The organism is Desulfoluna sp. CYM3A (genome assembly GCF_056829965.1).
Window position 1 is genome coordinate 5,076,816 of sequence record NZ_CP186556.1, and the last position, 19,398, is coordinate 5,096,213.

The following is a 19,398-nucleotide window of genomic DNA, read 5'->3' on the forward strand; positions in this document are numbered from 1 at the left end:
TACAGGCGACCCCATGCTCACCTACTTCAAAGCCCTGCCCCTCCGGCAGAAACTCGTGGCCCTGATGACCCTTATCTCAGGCTTCATCCTGATTCTCGCCACCTTGCTGCTGCTGGCCACCGAGGCCTTTACGTCTCGACAGGAGATGCACAACAACCTCTCCATGCTGGCCCGCATCATCGGATACAACTCCGTGGCCCCCCTCACCTTCAACGACACCAAGGTGGCAAGGGAAAATCTGGAGGGGCTCTCCGTGGACCCCAGCCTGGACCGGGCCCGCATCCACAAACCCGACGGGACCCTCTTTGCCCAGTACCGGCGTCTTCCTCCGTCCTCCCAGGCCCCGGAGTCCGCTCCGCCCCACCGCCTGCTAAACGACCTTCCCTTTCCTGCCACCCACATCGAGGTGAAAGAAGAGATTCGCTTCGACGGTGAGCTCCTGGGCACCGTCACCCTGCAGGCAGACCTCACCCGGGTCTACCGCCGACTCCTCTTCTACCTGGCCGCAGCCATGGGGATCCTGGCCCTCTCCATTTTTGCCGCCTACACCATCTCCTCTCGCCTCCAGGTTATCGTCTCCGGACCGATCCTGGAGCTCACCGGCATGATGAGCGAAGTCTCGGAGGGAAAAAACTACGCGGTCAGAGCCGTCAAGCGCACAGAAGATGAAATCGGCCTGCTCATGGAGGGGTTCAACGACATGCTGAGCCAGATCCAGCGCCGGGATGCCGAGCTCCTGAAACAGCACGAGGGCTTAGAGGAGACCGTGGCCCTGCGCACCGCAGAGCTCCGACAGACCGTGGCGGACCTCAAGGACGCCAAGGCCGCCACCGAGGCCGCCAACTTCCACTTAAGGGAAGCCATCCACAACGCCAAGGACCTGGCCCGAGCCGCCGAAACGGCCAACCGGGCCAAGAGCCGCTTCCTGGCCAATATGAGCCACGAAATCCGCACCCCCATGAACGGCGTCATGGGCATGACCCGGCTCCTCATGGGCACCCCCCTGTCCGAAGAGCAGACCCACCGGGTACACACCATCCAGAAAAGCGCAGATGCCCTGCTGACAATCATCAACGACATCCTGGACTTCTCGAAGATCGAGTCGGGCAAGCTGGAGCTGGAGGCCATCGACTTTGACCTTCTGACCATGCTGGAAAACATCAACGACATCATGGCGGTCAAGGCCCAGTCCAAGGGCCTTGAGTACATCTTCCGCATGGACCACGACGTCCCCTTACGCCTCTCCGGGGACCCGTCCCGCCTGCGGCAGGTGCTCATGAACCTCATCAGCAACGCCATCAAGTTCACGGCCAAAGGCGAGGTGCTCATCCATGTCACCCGGTGCACAGAGCGGGAAGGGGCCTCCCGGATGAAAATCCCCCTGTGGTTCGCTGTCTCCGATACGGGCATCGGCATCCCCGAAGAGGCCCGCGACAACCTGTTCTCTCCCTTTACCCAGGCCGACGTCTCTACCACCCGACGGTTCGGCGGTACAGGGCTGGGGCTCTCCATCTCCAGGCAACTCATCACCCTCATGGGTGGTGAGATCGGGGTGGAGAGCGAGGAGGGCAAAGGGAGCACCTTCTGGTTCACCGTGATGCTGGACGCCTGCCCACGCGAAGGAAGCTTCTGCATGACCCCGGCAGCCGATATCCGCGGCTGCCGCATCCTGCTGGTGGACGACAACAAGAGCAGCCGAAAGGCCCTGAAAAGCCAGCTGGAGGCCTGGCACTGCCGCACCGACGAAGCGCCCAGCGGAGAGGCGGCCCTTGACCTGCTCGTTTCGGCCATCCACCGCGATCCCTATGCCATCGCCGTCATCGACAGCGACATGCCGGACATGGACGGCGAAACCCTGGGCAGGCGCATCCGGGCCCACGGATCCCTGCAGGGGCTCTCCCTCATTTTCATGGCCACCCTCTGGCAGCGGGGCGATGCCAGCCGCTTCAAATCCGCTGGTTTCGACGCCTACTTCACCAAGCCCTACAAGCGCTCTCAACTCTACAACTGCCTGGCCACGCTCCTGGGAGGAACCCCGGTGGAGAACCAGCCCGAGAAGCCGTTTCTCACCCGCCACACCATGGCCGAGCTTTCGCGGCGCAACCACCGGATCCTCCTGGTGGAAGACTTCCCCATCAACCAGGAGGTGGCCCTGGGGATTCTGGAGAGCTACGGCTTCCGGGCCGATGTGGCGGAAAACGGGCTCCAGGCTGTCAAAGCCATGGAAACCACATCCTACGACCTCGTCTTCATGGACCTCCAGATGCCGGAGATGGACGGATTTGAGGCCACCCGCGTGGTGCGGGATCCCCAGTCGGCCGTCATGCGCCACGATGTCCCCATCGTTGCCATGACAGCCAACGCCATGGAGGGGGACCGGGAAAAATGCCTCAAGGCGGGCATGAACGACCACATCCCAAAACCCATCCTGCCCGAAGCGGTGTATCACGCCCTGCAGTCCTACCTCCTGACCCCTCCCCGCCCCCAGGCCCAGCCGTCCCTGCCGGAACCCCGGGAAAAGGAGAAGCCCCCGGAAGAGCTCCTGCTTTTTGACCGGGAAGATCTCCTCCTGCGTATCCAGGGCAACACCCGGCTGCTGGACAAACTCATCACCCTTTTTCTTGAAAAAACACCCCAGGAGCTGGAGCGCCTGAGGGAAGCCGTGGCCCAAGGGGATCCCGAACCCATCCGTGCACAGGCCCACAAAATGAAGGGGTACTTTGCCAACATCTCGGCCAAGCGGCTGGAACAGCTGGCCGCAACCCTTCAAAACACGGCGGAAAAAGGAGATGTAAAGGCGTGCGCCGACCATGCTGCAGCCATTGAGGAGGGGGTGGAACGGTTTGTGAAATGCCTGGAGGAAGGCATGTAGCTTACATGCCCCGGCCCTGACTCTTCACGATGGCCTGGAACGTCTCTTCCAGCGCCAGGAAGGCCTCCACCACATAAGGGTCAAACTGGGTGCCGTCCCCTTCCATGATGAGGTTTTTGGCCACATCGTGGCTGTAGGCTGGCTTGTACACCCGCTTGGAGATAAGGGCGTCGTAGACATCGGCAAGGCTGAAGATACGTGCAGCCAGGGGAATGTCCCGCCCTTTGAGGCCCCTTGGGTAACCGGTGCCGTCAAAGCGTTCATGGTGACACAGGGCGATATCCCGGGCGACTGAGAAAATAAGGTGCGGGCGATCCTTATACCAAAGGTTAAGGGTGGCGGCCCCTTCGGTGGTGTGGCGTTTCATGATCTCAAACTCCGCATCGGTGAGACGCCCGGGTTTGAGGAGCACGTAATCGGGTATGGCCACCTTGCCGATATCGTGCAAGGGGGTGGTGAGGTACATGTTCTCTATAAAGGCGGTGTCGATCTCCCCGCTTAACGGCCCTTCGGCCCCCATGCGAACGGCCAGGGCACGGGAGAACCCCCGCACCCGTTCCAGGTGGGCCCCGGTTTCCGGATCCCGGGACTCGGCCAGCTTGGCCAGGGCAAAAATCGTCATGTTGCTCGCCTCAAGGGACATGAGACGCAATCCGGAGCGCAACCTCACCTCCAGCTCCGCGGGATGAAAAGGCTTGGACATAAAGTCGTCGGCCCCGGCCTCCAGCCCCTCCACCACGTTGGCCGTGCCCCCACGGCTGGTAACCATGATGATGTAGACATAGTGCCCGATGCTGTCCTGGCGGATGCGCCGGGTCAACTCCAGCCCGTCCATATCCGGCATCTCCCAATCGGTAATCACAATGCGGCACTCCCCATGGTCCCGAAGGTAGGACAGGGCCTCACTCCCGTTCTCGCGCACAGCCACCTCATACCCCGTACGGTTCAACGCCTCTTTCAGAAGTTCCACGGAGAGGATCTCGTCATCCACGACCAGTACATTCATCGGCTTGTCTCTCTGATGGGTTGTTGTAAGTGAAGGCTGAGCCCCAAAGGCGGCGCTTGCAGCCGGGGGCCTGGGTGTCGGATTGTGTCTGGAGGGGCTGCCGTGCAGGCGGGGTGTGCCGAAGGCCTGGGGGCACGAGGGGAAAAAGAGGAATACCCGTCTGAACGATACCTGTTTTTTTACTCTACCACAAAACAGCGGTTACCCATAGGGTAATCAACGGGTTACCACCGCCTGCGCGCCCCTCCGATGACCCGGGCTCAACCCGGATGATCCCTGAAGGAGCCGGGAAGAAAGAACCGTTTTCATTTGATAACGCTTCCTGTAGAGTAACCTAAGGAATCAAGGCAGCCGCAGCCTCGCCCTGCCCCGGCAATGCCGCGGGCACGACGCGGGACGCCTCGGATTGCGGCAAAACCCAGATGACGGACAAGGCGGGTAACCTGTGCAAAAAAAGACAAAAATCGTAGCAACGATCTCCAACTTGAAATGTGATGTGGACTTTTTACGTGAGCTCTACGACGCCGGGATGAACGTGGTGCGCCTCAACACGGCCCACATGACCACGGACGACGCCCAAAAGGTCATCGACAACGTCCGGGCTGTTTCCGAAAACCTGGCCATCATGGTGGACACCAAGGGGCCGGAGATCCGAACCGTGGCCATGGACGAAGGCCTGCCCGTCATCGCAGGCGACCTCATCGACGTGCGGGGTGATGCAAGCGGCACCTCAAAGCCCGGCCTTCTTTGCGTCTCGTACAACGACCTGGCCGCAGACGTCCCCGTGGGAAGCCAGCTCCTCATCGATGACGGTGACATCGCCCTGGCCGTCACCGGCAAAACCGACACCACCCTCCACTGCACCGTGGAAAACGACGGCACCATCAAAGGGCGCAAGAGCATCAACATCCCGGATGTCACCATCAACCTGCCCGCCCTCACCGAAAAAGACATCGCCTTTGTCAAGTACTCCGCAGAACAGGACGTGGACTTCATCGCCCACTCCTTTGTCCGTAAAAAAGAGGACGTTCAGGCCGTTCAGGAGATCCTCGATGCCATGGACAGCGACGTCAAAATCATCGCCAAAATCGAAAACCAGGAGGGGCTGGACAACATCGACGAGATCCTGGACCACGCCTTCGGCGCCATGATCGCCAGGGGGGACCTGGCCATCGAGATCCCGGCCGAGCGGATCCCCCTCATCCAGAAGCGCCTCGTCAAAAAGTGCGTGGAGAAGAGAAAACCGGTCATCATCGCCACCCAGATGCTCCACTCCATGATTCACGCCCCGCGTCCCACCAGGGCCGAAGTCTCGGACGTTGGCAACGCCTGCCTGGACGGCACCGACGCCATCATGCTCTCCGGTGAAACCGCCAACGGCAAGTACCCGGTGGAGGCGGTCCAGACCATGGCCCGCATCGCCCTGGAGGTGGAGGAGAGCCGCAGCACCTTCAACGACACCCCCTACACACCGGAAAGTATCACCACAGACTACCTCACCAAGGCCGCGGTGAAGGCTGCCCTGCGCCTTCCCACCAAAGCCATCGTGGCCGATACCCTCACCGGGCGCACCATCAGGGGCCTGGCCGCTTACCGTGGGGAAAACCCCATCTACGCCCAGTGCTACAGCAAGCGGGTGATGCGGGAACTCGCCCTCTCCTTCGGGGTCCTCGGGAGCTACATGAAGCTCAACCAGACCACCAACGAGTTCCTCCACGAAGCCCTCACCCGCCTCCTGTCCAGGGGCTCCTTCAGCCAGGAGGACCTCATTGTCGTCCTGGCCGGTCACTTCGGTGCGGCAAACGGCGCCTCCTTCGTGGAGATCAGCACCGCCCAGAACCTTTTGAGCAGGGGATAACCCAAGTTTCGCACATGCTCCGGGCCTTCGCCCCTTCTCATTTTTCTGACGGGCTTCGCCCGTGAGAATCACACCAGACACAAAGAGCCATGGGACGTCCTTCCCATGGCTCTTTGTGTTTGGTTGTACGTAACTATTCAGCTCAAAAAAACAGCCTCCGGCGGCAAGGTGTGCCACCTTGAAAGCAGATAGCAGATGTGTTTTGCCCCTCGTTCCTCGGGTCAAATCACATCTGCCTTTAAAGTAAAAATTCACTCAAAAAGATTTTTTAAAACCTGTTTGTTAAACCCGCCTTTATAAAATCAGGCAAACGTTTAGCCCCCGGCAGGGCCGCCGGAGGCATAAGCTGAATAGTTACGGTTGTAAAACGGATAAATGATCAGCCCCTTTCAGCTGAAAACGGGGATCACATAGAAGAGTACGGCGGATGCTGCCTGTGAGCACGAAAAGGTGCCAGATGGCATGGTTGAAGGGGAGTTTCTCCCACACATAGAAGACGATGCCGAAGGTATAGGCAAGACCTCCGAGAATCAAAAAAATAAGCCCCCCCGTGGGCAACGAGGAGAGAAGCGGTTTGACGACCACCACCACCGACCACCCCATCCCTGCATAGAGCCCGAGGGAAAGGGCCTCCCATCGATGGATGGAGATGATCTTCAAGACAATGCCCACAAGGGCTGCACCCCAGACGGCCCCGAAGAGAACCCAGCCCCAGGCGCCGCGAAGGCTCACCAGGGTAAAAGGGGTGTAGGTGCCTGCGATGAGAAGATAAATGGCGGAGTGGTCAAAAACCCGAAACACGGATTTCAAGCGGGGAACGGTGACGCTGTGGTAGAGGGTGGAAAAGGTATAGAGCAGAACAAGAGCCGCCCCGAAGACGCTGCAGCCGACGATATGCCAGGCATCCCCGTAAAGGGCGGCGAAGGTGGTCATGATGCACAACGCCGAGATCCCGAAAAGAATCCCCACGCCGTGGGTAATGCTGTTGGCGAGCTCCTCGCCGGCACTGTAGCAGGGCAACGCCGCAACTGCACTCATTGTCTCCTCCCGATAAAATCCTTGGGACAGGTGTAACCCGTTAAATCAATGGGAAAGATTACACCCTGGCCCGATTTATCGCAAGAAAAAATGCCCCGAAAAAAACAGGGTAACTGTTCAGCTCAAAAAAACAGCCTCCGGCGGCAAGGTGGGGGCACCTTGAAACCCTGAGGCGAATGCATGGAGGCAGCCATTCTGCCTGCGTTATCGTGGCATTCGCGTGATGTGCGACATCTGGCAACCGTCTTTGCAGGGGAGGCCCATTTCATTCTTCTAAAAACACGATGAAGAACCTTTGGGATTGGCTTGAGGTTAACGGAATAATCACGTGCCATGGCCGCCCTCAAAAGCCGAGGTGTGCAGGAGTGGTGGCCTCAGTGGACACGCTGGCATTAGCGCATGAAAAGATCCATGCAAATTTGTTTGTATTACTGACAGCGGAGCCCTTGGAGATAAACACTGTGAGAGCCTTTGGCTGACATTTCAACCCCAGGCAGCAAGGTCTTTTCCACTCCCTGTGAAGGGTGGCTGGAGCTTCTCCCAAAGGTTGATGGGGAGGGGTGGATCTTGTAAGAACCCGGCCTCGGCCATGATGGCCTTGAACTCCTCGTGGCTGGGGAACTTCAGGACCGACTCGGGCAGGTAGGTGTAGGCCCCCCTGTTTTTGGAAAAGAGCCCGCCGATGACGGGAAGGATTTTCTGAAAATAGAGAAGGTAAAGACTTTTCAGGACCTTGTTGGTGGGAGTGGTGAGCTCCAGAACAGCCACACGCCCCTCCTTTTTAAGGCAGCGGTGGAACTCGGTGAGGGCACCCTTGCGGTCCATGATGTTGCGGATACCGAAGGCGATGGTCACGGCGTCAAAAGCGTCGTCAAAGCTGGGCAGGGCCAGGCCGTTGCCCTGGGCCAGGGCGATGGCCTTTCCGTGGGGCTCTTCCGCCACCTTGGCCTTGCCCAAAGCCAGCATGTTGAAGGAGAAATCCGTGGCCACCACGGAAAGGCGCCCCTGGGTCCTTCGTACCGCTTCGATGGCCATGTCGCAGGTGCCGCAGGCCACGTCGAGCATTTTTTTTCCGCGTCCGTTGCCAAGCTTGAGAGAGGCAATGGCCCTGCGCCTCCAGATCACGTCCTGGTACAGGCTCAGGCTCCGATTCAACACATCGTACTTCGGGGCAATGGCGTCAAACATCTCCCGAATGAAGGGCAGCTCTACATTATTCATTGACAACACCAAATTCTGATTTAATTTAGTCCATGGTTCTGCCGACATGGGAGGGGTGCGCCCTGTATGAACGTCACCTGATGGTGGCGGAACCACGCCGACGGCCGAGCCCCATATTCCGGGCAGCCTAAAGGGATGACCCCGCGCCCGCAAAGGGCGTATCGCAGGACCAAGCCATCGAAATTATCACAATTGGTCAACCGTGACAACCTGTTGGAAGCGTATCGGAAATATACATGACGACGAAAAGAGACTACTACGAAATCCTCGACGTCGATCGCGAGGCAAGTGCCGAAGAGCTGAAAAAGAAATACCGCAAGCTGGCACTGAAATACCACCCCGACCGAAACCCCGGGGACAAGGAAGCCGAGGATAAATTCAAAGAGGCGGCCGAAGCCTACGACGTCCTCACCGACCCCAAAAAACGCCAGATCTACGACCAGTACGGCCACCAGGGCCTTGAAGGCAACGGCTTCTCCGGCTCCGGCGGGTTTGACGACATCTTCTCCAGCTTCGGCGACATCTTCGAAGACTTCTTCGGCATGGGCGGCGGAGGCCGGGGACGCGGACGCGGCAGGAGCCGGGTCCAGCGCGGGGCCGACCTGCGTTACGACCTCACCATCGATTTTGAAGAGGCCGCCTTCGGCACGGAAAAAGAGATCAAGCTGGACAAGCGCCAGACCTGCACCACCTGTGAAGGCAACGGCTGCAAGCCCGGCACCGAACCCGAGGTCTGCCATCTCTGCAAAGGCACGGGCCAGCACACCCAGAGCCAGGGATTTTTCACGGTGCGCTCCACCTGTCCGGCCTGCCAGGGCCGCGGCAAAACCATCAAAACCCCCTGCCCCGACTGCAACGGCCGCGGCCAGGTGGCCGTGAGCAAGACCGTCTCCCTGAAGATCCCGGCCGGCGTCGACACCGACTCCCGCCTGCGCCTCACCAGCGAAGGCGAGGCCAGCCCCAACGGCGGCCCCGCAGGGGACCTCTACGTCTTCATCTCCGTGCGCCCCCACAAGCACTTCCAGCGCAACGGCAACGACATCATCTGCCTGGTGGAGATCTCCTTTATCCAGGCGGCCCTTGGAGCCACCATCACCATCCCCACCCTGGAAGGCGAAGAGTCCCTCAAGATCCCGGCAGGGACCCAGTACGCCGAGACCTTCCGCTTCCCCGGCAAAGGCATTCCGTCCCTGCGGGGCGGCAGGCCCGGGGACCAGATCATCCAGGTGGAGATCACCACCCCCAAGAAAATCTCCAAAAAGCAGGAGAAGCTCCTCCGGGAATTTGAAAAGCTCGATTCGGAAAAGTTCACCAACAGGCTGAAGAACCTCCTCAAGGGGTCTGGCTACTAAACGAAGGAGAGCCCATGTTTGAATTGAAAGTCACCACCCGTTTTGCCGCTGCCCACCGCCTCACCATGGTGGGCGAACAGTGTGAGAACCTCCATGGCCACAACTGGCACGTGGAAGTGTACGTTCAGGGAGAAAAGCTGGACAAAGGCGGGGTCCTCATGGACTTCGGCATCGTCAAAAAAGAGCTGAAAGAGGTGATAGGCACCCTGGATCACACCTACCTGAATGAGTCGGACATCTTCAAGGACGCGCCCCCCTCCTCCGAGCACATTGCCATGTACATCGCCAAGGAGCTGGAACGCCGTATCGACGTGGACGGGGTCAAGGTCTCCCGTGTCTCGGCCTGGGAATCTGAAAACTCCTGCGCCACCTACATCGCCGACTGATCGCACCCCAACGGGACAGGAGACCATGAAATTCAGACCGTGCATCGACCTCCACCAGGGGGTCGTCAAACAGATCGTGGGCGGCACGTTGACCGACTCGGACGAGTCGCCCACCACCAACTTCTCCGCCACCCGGCCCGCCTCCTGGTTTGCCGAGCTCTACCGCAAGGACAACCTCACCGGCGGCCACGTCATCCAGCTGGGACCGGGCAACAAAGAAGCGGCCTGCGGGGCCCTTGCCGCCTGGCCCGGTGGATTGCAGGTGGGCGGCGGCATCACCTGCGACAACGCTGTCTCCTGGTCTACTGGGGCTGCAGCCGTCATCGTCACCTCCCACGTTTTCCACGACGGCCGCATCGACGAAGAGCGCCTGGCCAAACTGGTCAGGACCGTGGGCAAAGAGCGACTCGTCCTGGACCTGAGCTGCCGGCGCAGCGACGAAGGCTACCGCATCGTCACCGACCGCTGGCAGACCTGGACCGATGAGGTGATCACCCTCCCCCTGCTGGACCGCCTGGCAGACTCCTGCCATGAGTTCCTCATCCACGGCGTGGACGTGGAGGGCATGGTCTCGGGCATTGAAGAGCCCCTGGTGGAACTCCTTGGGAAATGGGGGAAGCGCCCCGTCACCTACGCCGGGGGAATCCGCTCCCTGTCGGACATCGAGGCCATCGACACCCTGGGCAACGGGGCCATCGACTTCACCGTGGGAAGCGCCCTGGACATCTTCGGAGGCGACGCCCTGGCCTACGAAACCCTGAGCCAGCGCTACAGCGGCTGACACGCCTTTGTACAAATCGTGCAAACCAACCTGCTTGGTTTGCACACCCCATTCCCTTTTCCGTCCCGAAACCAGCCGTCACCCCATCGTGAACCCCCTGCATTTCCGAAACATCCCACCGACATACGCACCAGGCACAATGCTTGCATAAACCTGTTGCCGAACCCCGGCCGGTCAGCCTGCACCACAGGCCCGTCCGCGCCATCACCGGACCCGTCACGCATGGGCGAACGAGGTGTCCGAAACCGGCCTGTCACCAAGGCCCACAACCCCACGGAGGTCACCGACCATGAGATCCATTCTGCCCGGCCCCATCAGGGGGGTCCTCGCGTTTCTGCTTTATTTCCTCAACTCCATTGTCACCATTGTGCCTTTGGTGACCGTTGCCATCACCAAGCTGGTGATCCCCTTCTCCTTCTGGCAACGAGCCTCCCGGAAGATCCTGGATGTGCTGGCCACAAACTGGATCGACGTCAACACCTTCAACATGCGGCTCATGCAGAACATCGACCTGGAAGTCACCGGAACCGAAGGCCTCAAAAGGGACATGTGGTACCTTGTCATCAGCAACCACCAGAGCTGGGTGGACATCCTCATCCTCCAGAGGGTCCTCAACCGCAAAATCCCCTTTCTGAAGTTTTTCCTCAAAAAGGAGCTCATCTGGGTCCCCATCATGGGCCTCGCCTGGTGGGCCATGGATTTTCCCTTTATGAAGCGCTACTCCAAAGAGCAGCTCAAAAAACACCCCCACCTCAAGGGAAAAGACATCGAGGTCACCCGAAAGGCCTGCGAAAAGTACAAAACCATCCCCGTCTCCATCGTCAACTTCGTGGAGGGCACCCGCTTCACCCCGGGCAAACACACCCGGCAAAGCTCCCCCTTCACCCACCTGCTCAAACCCAAAGCCGGGGGCGTCGCCTTTGTCCTGGGCTCCATGGGCGAGCTTATGACCGGCATCGTCAACGTCACCATCGTCTACCCCAACGGGACCAAGAGCTTCTGGGAATACCTCTGCGGTAAGATCGACGCCGTCAAGGTCCACGTGGAGCTCATGGAGGTCACCGACGACATCATCGGCTCCTACGAGAACGATCCCGACTTCCGCGCCCACTTCCAGACCTGGATCAACGGCGTCTGGGAAGCAAAAGACCGACGTATCGACCAACTGCGCAAGGCTGCATAAAAACCGAAATGCCTCCGGCGGCCCTGCCGGGGGCCAAACTTTTGCCCGATTTTATGAGTCGGGTTCGACAAACAGGTGTTAAGCAAGTCTTTCCAGGCTCCGCCGAAATAATTTCCACTTTTTGCATTACAAAAGTTTTTTGCGGAGCTTTTTTTCAAAAAAGCGACCCGCCGGAGGCAAGCTGAATAGTTACTGCCGTTTTAAATGCAGATGTGATTTGACCCGAGGAACGAGGGGCAAATGACATCTGCTGTCAGCTTTCAAGGTGGCACACCTTGCCGCCGGAGGCTGTTTTTTGGAGCTGAACAGTTACGGGATTTTTTCCTTCCTGACGTCCCCCATGGCCACATACCCCGCCCCATTCCCCTCAGACCCATCCAACACTCTGCCTCCACAGCCGGCCGACGCTCCTCATTCAGCCCCCCCTGAGGTAACATTATCCATGGCTCATATTCAGCTATTTACAGGCTAAATCAAGTAGGATACGGTTTTTCAGGACGGACCGGAAGGTGATGTGGAGCAACTCTTTTTTACCGGGGAGACAAACGATGGAGTTCGGTGGTTACAGGTGTCATGGGGTAGAAATGTGCGATTTTCTTCTGGACGGAGGCGCCATGTTCGGGGTGGTGCCCAAGCCCCTCTGGGAAAAAAAGATCGCCTCGGACGACAAAAACCGCATCCCGCTTAAGGCGCGGTCCCTGCTCCTTCGCGGCAACGGCCGCAACATTCTGGTGGACACCGGCTGCGGCACGAAGTTCAGTGACAAAGAGCTTGCCATCTACGGGGTCACGTCCACCCGCAGCCCGGACCAAGCGCTGAGCGACTTCGGCCTCTCCACGGCGGAGATCACCGACGTCATCCTCACCCACCTTCACTTCGACCACGCAGGGGGCACCACCTTTCTCAAGGACGGCAAGGCTGTCCCTACCTTTCCCAACGCCACCTACTACACCCAGAAACGCCAGCTCAACTGGGCCAAGCACCCCACATTGAGGGATCGGGCCAGCTTTTTTGCCGAGAACTGGGCACCCATGGAAGAAAGCGGGCAACTCACGGTACTGGACGGCAACACCCTGCCCATCGACGGTATCGACCTGCTCTTCTCCGACGGCCACACCTGCGGCCAGCAGCTCCCCCTCATCCACGACGAGAAGGGCGCCCTGCTCTACTGCGGCGACCTGATCCCCACCTCGGCCCACATCCCGGTCCCCTGGCACATGGGCTACGACAACCAGCCCCTGCTCATCATGTCCGAAAAGGAGAACGTCCTTAAACAGGCCGTTGCCGGCAACTGGACCCTCTTTTTCGAACACGACCCAGCCATCGCCGCGGCCACCGTCAAAGAGGGCCGCAAAGGGATCGAAAGAGACCGGGTCGTAGAAATATAATAATACGAGGTAACGATTCAGCGCCAAAAAGCCTCCGGCGGCCCTGCCGGGGGCCAAACTTTTATAAAGTTTGACAAACAGGTTTTTAAATCTCCCAATACCTTGGAAGTAGTCCGGTTAAAACTGATTATCAACGGGTTACGATAACGCATCCTGGTCCTCCAAGGTTTGTGGGATAGTTTGTACAATCCACCAGCTTACGTATCGGGCGAGGCCCGGGCCGAAGGCGCGTGCGCATTTTTCTGAGGAACGAAGGAAAATGCGCACGCGCAATCAGCTTTCGAAGTGGCTCCACCTCGTCGCCGGAGGCTGTTTTTTGAAGCTGAATAATCACAAAACAAACTGCTTTACCACGGACGTATACCTTACGCGTCATTGTTAAACCCCACACCAGCCCCGGAGGCGCCCATGCTCACCTTCATGCTCACGGTTATGATCATCCTCGCCCTGATCCTCCTTACCCCCCTAGCCCTGCTCAAGATCAAGCTCGCCCGCGGCATCAAGCGGCAGCAGATGGAGAATGCCGCGTATCGGGCACCAAAGCTCGACGCTTCCAATGGGGTCTCCTCCCTCACCGTGCTGCCCCTGGTGGACTACCACGCAGCCGAGCCCGGCCTATCCACCGAAGCCGGGGTCTCCTACCTCGTCACGGCTGGCGACACGAAGATCCTCCTGGACGTGGGCGCCAATGAAAAGGGGGAGCACCCCTCTCCTCTGCTGGCCAATGCCGAAGCCCTCGGCGTGGATTTAAACACCCTCGACGCCCTGGTCCTCAGCCACCTCCACCGGGACCACGTGGGGGGCATCCCCGAAGAGAAGGAGAAACGGTTCTCTTTTTCCCAAGGGCCCTTTTCCATGGCCGACCTCCCTGTCTACACCCCGGAGCCCCTCACCGGTCACCTGCCCGAGGGGTGCCGTCCCGTCACCGTCACCGAACCCCGGGAGATCGCGCCGGGGGTCTGGTCCCTGGGCCCCATGGGCCGGTCCCTGTTTTTCATGGGCTATACCCTGGAACAGGCCCTGGCCGTCCACGTTAAGGGCAAGGGCATGGCCCTTATTATCGGCTGCGGCCACCCCACCATTGAAGGTCTCATCGAACGCTGTGAAGCCCTTTTTCCCCACCCTGTTTTTGCTGTCATCGGCGGGCTCCACTACCCCATCCGCGGAGGACGCATCAAGGTAGGCCCAGTGAACATCCAGAAATACGTGGGTTCCGACAGAATGCCGTGGAACGGCCTCACCGAAGCCGACGTCCGAAGCGGCATCGAAACCATCAAAAAAGCAGGTGCCACCACCGTGGGCCTCTCCCCCCACGACAGCTGCGACTGGAGCCTGGACCAATTCCGAAAGGCCTTTGGCAAGGGCTATGCCGAAGTGCAGGTGGGGCGCCCTATTGCCCTGTCTGAATAGACCCCTTCAGGATTCAAAAAACAAGCCTCCGGCGACAAGGCGTGCCCTTGAAAGCAGATTGCGAATGCGCTTTGATCATCGTTTGGCCCATCGGCCTGTTAACACCCCCCCGAACACCCTTGTGCCCTGGAGCGCCTCACTCCTGAGGCGTTGCTAAGCCGAACAATCATTTTATGCGCATAAAAAAACCGCTTGGTGAGACTTTTTTATCCACCCGGCGGCATCGGGTGACTCCAATGGAGTCACCCGGATCTTTTTTTCCCTTTTCCCATCCCTGCCCTTCGGGCCCCCAAAAAGGCCAGAAGCCCCGTTATTCAGGGTTCCATAAATTATTTTTCCATCTTGGCACGGACTGTGTATTAAGTAAGAGTACTCCCACACAGGGAGTTTCTTCATCATATTCTCCTATCGTTCACAGCTTGGTGGGGGGGACGCTCAGCCGGAAACGGCCGCGACCCCCACATCAAATGCTGTGAGATTCTGAGTCAGCGTCTCCCCGTCAAACCGCTTTTCCGCAGCCCCTTCAAACAGCTCCCGTGCCAGGGGAAGTTCACCGGTTCCCGCCAGGGCACCTGCCATGATGACGTTGCCCAGCACCGGCGCTCCGATCTTGACGGCTTCTTCCGTGGCATTAAGGAACCAGGCCCCCTCTGTCATCTCCAGGATCCAGCCCCTGATCTCCTCATCCGAGGGGTAACTGAGCTGCCCGGAGATCACCCCCACCGGCAAAAAAGGACGCGTGTTGGTGATCACCTTCACCTGACGGTTCCCAAAATCCTTTAGCACCCGAATCGCCTCGGAGGGTTCCATGGAGACCACCATGTGCGCCTTGCCCAACGGAATCTGCGGCGACCAGCTGCACCGGGCGGAAATGCGAATGTGGCTCATCACCGAGCCCCCACGCTGGGACGCCCCGAAGGTCTCCCCGATGGTAACAAAAAAACCCTGGGCCGCCAGCATGGAGCCGATGGTCCGCGACGTCATCACGTTTCCCTGCCCGCCCACCCCCGCAACAATCAAATTGTACGGATCATGGGGAAGTCCTCTGCCATCCATATGCTCTCCTCTGTCCGCAATACAGGTTCAAAAAAAGCCTGCCTCCGGCGGCCAGGGGATTTTTAGCCTAAGTGGCTTCGTCACCCCTGGACCCCAGGTTCGGGAATGCTCTTTCGCCTTCATTCCTCAGGCCCATCACATTCCCTGACGGGCTTCGCCCGTGCTGAGTACCGAAGGCAAAGGGCAACACCCTGGATCAGGGATCCTTAACATTCCAAAACTCCGCCTTGGAATGATGGAATGAAACTATATCCACACCCTTCCAAGCCGTATAAGAATACCCGTAAAATCTCCGGTTTTGAAGGCGGGCGCAGCCCGCGGCGAACGCCTCTGCGCTTTGGCCTGAGGAACGAAGGGCAAAGCGCAGAGGCAATCAGCTTTCGAGGTGGCACACCTCGCCGCCGGAGGCACGCTTTTTCACACGCTTTCTGCCACATCCCTCCGGATGGCGCCCACAGGGCATATGTCCGCGCAGACGCCGCAGCCGGTGCAGACCACCTCATCGATGCGGGCGGTGCCTTTTTCTTTGTCCCAGACAAGACCGGGGCAGGCAAAGACCCGTGTGCAGAGGCGGTTGCATCCGCAGGTTTCTCCCAGGCAGGCGGACTCGTCCACGCTCATCTCCCAGGCTTTGGTGCGTTTTTTTTCAGGGCTCAGGGCGCAGGCCTGCTTGAGGACCAGAACGCCCACGCCCTCTTGGTCCATGAGGTCAAAGAGGGTCTCCCGGGTGGTGGCCACCTCAAAGGGATCGGCCACGCTGACGCGTGCTCCCATGGCTTTGCACACTGCGGGGATATCAATGGAGAGGGCGGGGCTTCCCATGGCATCGACGCCAAGGCCTGGATGGGGCTGGAAGCCTGTCATGGCCGTGCCGCTGTTGTCCAGGACCACGAGGGTGAGGTTGGCCCGGTGGTGGATGGCGTTGGCAAGGGGAGGGAGAATGGAGTGAAAAAAGGTGCTGTCCCCGCAGACCGAGAGCACGGGCTGGTCCATACCAAAGTGAGAGAGCTTGCCGAACCCGCTTGCCACCCCGGTGCCGGAGCCCATGGCGTGGAGGGTCTTGAGGGTCGAGAACCCGGCCGGGAGTACGGCCATGGAGTAGCACCCGATGTCTCCGCAGACAAAGCCGTTGCGGTTGTCCATGGACAGGGCCGTATTGATGGACCAGAAGGAGGCGCGGTGGGGACAGCCCGGGCAAAAGGTTGCCTCCCGGTTGGGGGAACCCATGAAGGACACCTCGGTGGCCCGCTGGGCGTAGGCTGCTTCCAGGCCTTCATAGGGGATCTCCAGGATGGTAGACAGGGCCCCCACCACGCGGTCCGGGTTCATCTCCCCGGTGGAGGCGAGGTTCCCCTCTTTTTTACCAAAGAATTGTTTGACGCCGATCTCCCCTGCGGACTCGGCGGCCAGGATCTTGATCTCCCCTTCCAGGAACGGAAGCACCTCTTCCACCACCAGAACCTTTTCAGCAGAGGCCAGGTGTTTTTTCACCAGGGCCTCGGGCAGGGGCCAGGTGGTGCCGAGCTTTAAAATCCCCACCCTCTCTTCGGCCTTCAGAAGGCTCACGGCCTCCCTGCTGTAGAGACCACAGACCGAACTGGTGATGATGAGCAGCTCCGGGTTGTCCGGGCCTTCGTAGGTGTTGAAGGGGGAGGTTTCAAAAAGGGCCCGGGCCTTTTCGAGTTTCTCCTGCTGCTGGCCGTGTTTCCACTCCACGGGTGGGCTCATCACCACCCCTTCCATGGGGTCGATGATAAACCCGTCGTGGGTAAATCGCGCCCTCTTCTCTGTTTCCTGCATATCGCCCATCACCACGGTACCGCTGGCATGGGAGAGCCGGGTCACGGTCCGCAGGAGCACCACGTTGCGGATACTCTCGGAGAGCTCAAAGGCCCAGGCCGTCATCTCCCTTGCCTCCTGGACATCCCCCGGCTCCAGCAGGGGCACCTCCATGAGCTTGGCGTAGGGCCGGGTCTCCCCCTCGTTGACGCTGGAAAGCGCCCCGGGATCGTCGGCGGAGACCAGCACCATGCCCCCCCGGGTACCGGAGCCCAGCGGAGCAGGTAGTCTGAGGCCCTGTATGTTGAGGCCCGGCTGCTTCATCACAGCCAGGGCCCGCAGTCCGGCAAAGGAGGCGGCAGACGCCACCTCCAGGGCCACCTTTTCGTTCACCGACCACTCCACATAGAGCCCCTGGGATTCAGCCGACTCGGAAAGGGTCTCGATGATCTCCGACGACGGGGTTCCCGGGTACCCTGCGGCAACAGCCACCCCTGCCTCCAGGGCCCCACGGACAATGGCTTCGTTTCCCATGCAGAGCCGGCGAATTCCCGGCCTCTCTTCATGCAGATGGCTCATCGCTCCTCCCTGGCGCCTGGGGTCGGTGCCCCCCGGCCCATGATCTTGTCCACGACTGCAGGGGCAAGGCGAAACATCGACGCCCCCTCCTCACTGTTGAGCCCTCCTTCGTCACGGGCCTTTTCCATGGCCCGGGCCTTTTTGACAGCTGCGGCCTCCATGAGGCGGTCTGCCTGAGCCGGGTCCACTGGGTTGGTGTCGAGGTAGCCCCTGCTGACAGCCATTTCAACCAGGGCATCCCCCACCTCGGTCCGGCAGATAAGAAGGTTCCAGGAGGTATCCCCTTCCATGGCTCCCACGGAGAGATCGGTAAACTCTGCGGTCATGTCCGGGCAGACCCGGCAGCCGTCCGGGATGGCTTTACGAAGTCTGCAGTTTTTCTAAAGGAAGATTTAGAATGGTACCGTTCGAGGTGTGAAGGGAAAACACCGAGGCAGGGGGTGGGGGTACGTCCATGCCGGTAACGGACTCAGGGGCGACCCCGCCGGGAATCAGGTCGGAAAAGAGGCGAGCGTCCAGCGCCCAGGTACAGAAAAGGCCGATGGTCAGGGCCACTGGATCGATTTCAGAGCGATCCAGGGGGTCGCACCGCATCTGCCCCACCGAGGTGACCTGGCAGGGGGTCCCCACCACGGCGATGCGCCGAAACCCTTCGGCAACAGCCTCGTGAACCGCCGCCACCGTGGGGGATGCCATGTACTTGGAGGAGGCACAGGCCAGGACCCCGGCCACGTCGGTGACCACGCGGGGCCGGGGCATCAGCCCCTTGCGATCGGTAAGGGCGGCGGCATCGATGAGACCGGTATCAAGGGCCAGGGCCAGAAGGGAGATGCACTCTCCTTGTTCTGGTACGGCGCCCTGCCCGCCATCTTCTTTCCGGCACGGGCCTTGACCATGCGAAGAAAGCGGCCTGCGGGCTCACCGGTGTAATGGCCCCCGGGAAGCTTTTTGCTTACGGCGTCCAGGTCCACTTCCGCCCTGGGGCAGTGGGCATGGCACCTCCCCTTCTCGAGGTTGCAGTCGAAAAGCATGGCCACGCGCCCCTTATGGCTCCGAAAATAGGGACAGAGCCCCACGCAGCCACCGCAATCCACACACAGCCCCTTGTCCAGGACATCACGCACCAGCTCCATCCCTCCGCGAATCTCCATGGCAGTCTCCCTTGCATCGCACAAACGGGTGAATCGAAACCAGTTCTCCGGTTCCACGGAACAGGGGCCGGACGTGAGCCGTTGGCCCTCAGTTGTTCGACATTATCAAACAGCGTATATCATTATAAAAAAAGTATACGGGCATCCCATTTTTCCTGTCAACAAAATTATCGAACACTATTTTTATGTTGCGATCGTCGTTCATTTTAAGATACACACCTCATATTCCCTCCCATGGCTGCCCGGCCTGAAATATTTCACTTTACCTCGGGGCAGCATATTCGTATCGTGGTTTTCGGCATTACCAGGAACCGAACAGCTCTTTATGTTTCGATATA

Annotated in this window: 16 protein-coding genes; 8 read left to right on the top strand and 8 right to left on the bottom strand. The window is 59.6% G+C overall.

Translation table 11 applies throughout. The features are described 5' to 3' along the window. Window positions 1-13 precede the first annotated feature (13 nt). Entirely contained in the window at window positions 14-2,872 is a 2,859-nt protein-coding gene (locus tag ACOYW1_RS25770; RefSeq protein ID WP_482420260.1) for a response regulator, read from the top strand. A 1-nt stretch (window position 2,873) separates the two neighbouring features. Here ACOYW1_RS25770 and ACOYW1_RS25775 read toward each other — a convergent pair whose 3' ends face one another. Continuing rightward, entirely contained in the window at window positions 2,874-3,878 is a 1,005-nt protein-coding gene (locus ACOYW1_RS25775; protein WP_482420261.1) for a response regulator, read from the bottom strand. Window positions 3,879-4,323: 445 nt separating this feature from the next. On the opposite strand from ACOYW1_RS25775, the gene pyk reads away from it, so the two are divergent. Continuing rightward, on the top strand, window positions 4,324-5,736 hold the full coding sequence (pyk, locus tag ACOYW1_RS25780) for a pyruvate kinase (protein ID WP_482418324.1): 1,413 nt from the start codon (window positions 4,324-4,326) through the stop codon (window positions 5,734-5,736). 354 nt (window positions 5,737-6,090) lie between these two features. On the opposite strand, the gene trhA is transcribed toward pyk, so the two are convergent. Together trhA and ubiE are read right to left on the bottom strand one after the other, a co-directional pair. Further along, the gene (trhA, locus tag ACOYW1_RS25785; RefSeq protein WP_482420262.1) at window positions 6,091-6,774 is read right to left on the bottom strand and encodes a PAQR family membrane homeostasis protein TrhA; all 684 of its coding nucleotides are present in this window, start codon (window positions 6,772-6,774) and stop codon (window positions 6,091-6,093) included. Between the two features lie 483 nt (window positions 6,775-7,257). Continuing rightward, window positions 7,258-7,995, bottom strand: coding sequence for a bifunctional demethylmenaquinone methyltransferase/2-methoxy-6-polyprenyl-1,4-benzoquinol methylase UbiE (gene ubiE / locus ACOYW1_RS25790; RefSeq protein ID WP_482420263.1), 738 nt, complete (start codon window positions 7,993-7,995; stop codon window positions 7,258-7,260). A 236-nt stretch (window positions 7,996-8,231) separates the two neighbouring features. Here ubiE and dnaJ point away from each other — a divergent pair, with 236 nt between their 5' ends. From dnaJ to ACOYW1_RS25820, 6 genes are all read left to right on the top strand, one after another. After that, entirely contained in the window at window positions 8,232-9,347 is a 1,116-nt protein-coding gene (gene dnaJ / locus ACOYW1_RS25795; RefSeq protein WP_180137708.1) for a molecular chaperone DnaJ, read from the top strand. 14 nt (window positions 9,348-9,361) lie between these two features. Continuing rightward, the gene (queD, locus tag ACOYW1_RS25800) at window positions 9,362-9,733 is read left to right on the top strand and encodes a 6-carboxytetrahydropterin synthase QueD (RefSeq protein ID WP_180137709.1); all 372 of its coding nucleotides are present in this window, start codon (window positions 9,362-9,364) and stop codon (window positions 9,731-9,733) included. Between the two features lie 25 nt (window positions 9,734-9,758). After that, a complete protein-coding gene (gene hisA / locus ACOYW1_RS25805; RefSeq protein WP_482420264.1) occupies window positions 9,759-10,514 on the top strand; it encodes a phosphoribosylformimino-5-aminoimidazole carboxamide ribotide isomerase in 756 nt (251 codons plus the stop codon). A gap of 289 nt (window positions 10,515-10,803) precedes the next feature. Further along, on the top strand, window positions 10,804-11,697 hold the full coding sequence (locus ACOYW1_RS25810) for an acyltransferase (protein ID WP_482420265.1): 894 nt from the start codon (window positions 10,804-10,806) through the stop codon (window positions 11,695-11,697). 548 nt (window positions 11,698-12,245) lie between these two features. Further along, window positions 12,246-13,085: an MBL fold metallo-hydrolase gene (locus tag ACOYW1_RS25815; protein WP_482420266.1), complete on the top strand. Its 840-nt coding sequence runs from the start codon at window positions 12,246-12,248 to the stop codon at window positions 13,083-13,085. Between the two features lie 408 nt (window positions 13,086-13,493). Further along, complete coding sequence (locus tag ACOYW1_RS25820; RefSeq protein WP_482420267.1) at window positions 13,494-14,495, top strand: MBL fold metallo-hydrolase; 1,002 nt, start codon at window positions 13,494-13,496, stop codon at window positions 14,493-14,495. A gap of 435 nt (window positions 14,496-14,930) precedes the next feature. Here the strand turns inward: ACOYW1_RS25820 and ACOYW1_RS25825 are convergent, their stop codons facing one another. The 5 genes from ACOYW1_RS25825 to ACOYW1_RS25845 all read right to left on the bottom strand — a co-directional run bounded on the left by ACOYW1_RS25825 (window position 14,931) and on the right by ACOYW1_RS25845 (window position 19,060). After that, window positions 14,931-15,551, bottom strand: coding sequence for an indolepyruvate oxidoreductase subunit beta (locus tag ACOYW1_RS25825; protein ID WP_482420268.1), 621 nt, complete (start codon window positions 15,549-15,551; stop codon window positions 14,931-14,933). Window positions 15,552-15,968: 417 nt separating this feature from the next. Then, window positions 15,969-17,909 carry a thiamine pyrophosphate-dependent enzyme gene (locus ACOYW1_RS25830; RefSeq protein ID WP_482420269.1) on the bottom strand — a complete coding sequence of 647 codons (1,941 nt, stop codon included), beginning with the start codon at window positions 17,907-17,909 and terminating at the stop codon, window positions 15,969-15,971. Next, the gene (locus ACOYW1_RS25835) at window positions 17,906-18,235 is read right to left on the bottom strand and encodes a Coenzyme F420 hydrogenase/dehydrogenase, beta subunit C-terminal domain (protein ID WP_482420270.1); all 330 of its coding nucleotides are present in this window, start codon (window positions 18,233-18,235) and stop codon (window positions 17,906-17,908) included. Before ACOYW1_RS25835 ends, ACOYW1_RS25830 begins: the two co-directional genes overlap by 4 nt. Before the next feature lie 34 nt (window positions 18,236-18,269). Continuing rightward, the gene (locus ACOYW1_RS25840) at window positions 18,270-18,740 is read right to left on the bottom strand and encodes a Coenzyme F420 hydrogenase/dehydrogenase, beta subunit C-terminal domain (protein ID WP_482423824.1); all 471 of its coding nucleotides are present in this window, start codon (window positions 18,738-18,740) and stop codon (window positions 18,270-18,272) included. Then, the gene (locus ACOYW1_RS25845; protein WP_482420271.1) at window positions 18,668-19,060 is read right to left on the bottom strand and encodes a hypothetical protein; all 393 of its coding nucleotides are present in this window, start codon (window positions 19,058-19,060) and stop codon (window positions 18,668-18,670) included. Before ACOYW1_RS25845 ends, ACOYW1_RS25840 begins: the two co-directional genes overlap by 73 nt. Window positions 19,061-19,398: the final 338 nt, after the last annotated feature.